The following is a 2,588-nucleotide window of genomic DNA, read 5'->3' as shown; positions in this document are numbered from 1 at the left end:
AGTGATTCTAAAATAATATTACTAAGATGGTGCGTAAGGGGATGATCTTCAGGCAGTTGTTGATTTTGTTTAACCAATGCAGAAAGTGTTCCAGCCGTGACTTTTCCATTGATCCATTCAATTCTTTCCATTTCGTCTCGAAAATATTGAACTTGTTCTTTACTAAGGACATTAGGAATATGATGAATCATATGATTACCTCAAATTATAAAGAGCAGATTTGAAAAATAGCCTCAAAGAATTGAGGCTATTTTTAACTACATCCAAAATAATAAGGAAACGAATGTTTTAAATTAATACTTGAAATTTACGGATAATACTGCATTTCGTCCTTCTGCTTCAGACGCAAAGTGAGATGCATAAGCTTTAGTGAAGTAACGTGTATCTGCCAAGTTATTGACATTTAACTGTAGATCAACACTTTTGTTGATGTTGTAACGTGCCATAGCATCGTAGCGAACGTAGCCTGGGACATATATAGTATTTGCTAAGTCACCATAAACTTTGTCCATTGCAATTGCGCCAGCACCTAAAGTGAACTGGGGCATAATTTGGTAAGTAGTCCAAAGAGTTGCACTGTTTTTCGCAACGTTTGGCATTACATTACCATTATAAATGGTTTGGTCTGTACATGATGTACCGCGGCAGCTCACACCATTTTTGGTTGATTCACTATCTAAGTAGGTATAACCCGCAGAAATCGCCCATTTATCAGTAATGTTGCCGTTTAAGCCCAGTTCAAAGCCATCAACTTTGCTTGACCCACCGTTTGTTGTGGTATTTGCATCAAGCGAGATACGAGTATTTTGTTTTTCTGTGCGGAAAATTGCAGCCGTTACATTTAACTTTTCGTTAAATAAATCCCACTTTGTACCAATTTCAAAGGTACGGCTTTCTTCTGGATCTAGATCTTTATTGACAGCCGACACCGAAGTTTCAGAACCGTCACCTGCATCGATACCAACTGGGTTGGCAGAAGTTGCAAAGCTTGCATAAATACTGCCATTCTCAGCAGGCTTAAATGTCAAACCTGCTTGATAAGAGAAAAAGTCTGTATCACTTTCAATTTTAGCACCAGTTGCATTGGTCTTCAGCTCAGTTTCAAACTTGTCCCAACGTAAGCCGAGGTCTAACAACCATTGCGGATTAAATTCAATACTGTCTAGTAAATATACAGAAGCGGTTGTTGCCGTAGTTGTTGTTACTGCTTTATTTGTAGCAACATTGCCTAACCACGGATCTTTTGAATTTGGATTGAATGCATCAGTACACCAATAATCAGAAGCTGCACCTATTCCAAGTGAACATGCGCCCGCTGTAGGTGAGCCAGTAATTGGTTTTCCTGATTTTGATGTAACAGTATACGAACCTTTATCAGATTCTTGATCACTATATTCAGCACCTACATTAAAGCTGTGCTTAATTGAGCCTGTATTGAATTTTCCAGTTAAAGCCAGTTGATCTGTAAAAGTATTAGTATCGGTAATACGAGAGTTCACACGGCGCCATACTTCACCGTTTGCAATATTTTTCTGACTGTCATCTGGCTGTGTCCAGATATAGTCATTTTTAGAGTTACTATAAACAGCAGTATTACTGATGGTTAAATTATCAGTCAGATCGTGCTCAAGTTTGATTGTACCAATTTGATTTTCTTGTTTTTGAAAATCGCGATCTAGCCAACCATAGTAAATGCCTTGCTTGGCATTTAATGGTTTACCTGTTGCTGTATTATTCGATGAATTCCAATAAGGTACGCCCGAATCAGGTGTATCATCAGACTCAAGATAATAATAGCTTAATGTCGTACGTGTCGCTGTGTCTAAACCAAAGGTAATGCTTGGGGCAATACCTACACGTGCATATTCAGCTCCATCTTTTTGACCTGCTTTCTCATTATGGTGTCCCATTACTGCAACACGAGCAGCAACACCATTACCGAAATCCTTGTTGCCATCTAGGGTAATACGTTGGTAATTATCCGTTCCAGCACCAACTGAACCCTCTAAAAAGTCACCTTTTTTGGCAACTTTAGAGATTACATTAATACTCCCACCAGCAGTACCTGCACCACCTAAAGCAGAAGCAGAACCTTTCGTAACTTCAACTTGTTCTACAGCAAACATTTCACGGTTTTGTGAAGCCGAACTTCGAATTCCGTCTACATACATTGAGCTTTCAGAACTATAACCACGTATAAATGGACGGTCGCCATTTGGGTTGCCACCTTCACCAGCCCCAAGTGTGATACCAGGAACTGTACGTAAAGCATCGCTTAACGTTGTAACTTGAGTGTCTTCAATCAACTGTTTAGAAATGACCGATACTGACTTTGGTGTGTCAAGAAGAGGGGCTACAAACTTGTTATTTGCAGATTTGTCTACTTTTAAACTTTGTTCTGCTGCCGCTTCAGTGTGAATTGTTTCCAATTGCGCGACTTGATCTTGAGCAATTGCTGTGGTTGCAATAACAGATAATGATGACGCTATCGCTGTATAAACCAATTTTTTACGCGTTTTAATAAATGACATTATAGACACCCCGAAACTAAAATTTCACAAATGATAATAATTATTATTTATAACCGC

At 38.8% G+C, this 2,588-nt stretch carries 1 protein-coding gene and 1 pseudogene; both read right to left on the bottom strand.

The features are described 5' to 3' along the window. A pseudogene (locus tag GBI16_RS17885) lies at positions 1–191 on the bottom strand (PKHD-type hydroxylase); the annotation flags it as partial. A 102-nt stretch (positions 192–293) separates the two neighbouring features. Beyond that, positions 294–2,531, bottom strand: coding sequence for a TonB-dependent siderophore receptor (locus GBI16_RS17880; RefSeq protein WP_151707596.1), 2,238 nt, complete (start codon positions 2,529–2,531; stop codon positions 294–296). Positions 2,532–2,588 lie beyond the last annotated feature (57 nt).

This window comes from Acinetobacter sp. TUM15064 (genome assembly GCF_008980265.1).
In the GTDB taxonomy this organism is placed as follows: domain Bacteria; phylum Pseudomonadota; class Gammaproteobacteria; order Pseudomonadales; family Moraxellaceae; genus Acinetobacter.
Note: the sequence above shows the minus strand (reverse complement) of the source record. Positions and strands in the feature narration are given on the sequence as shown.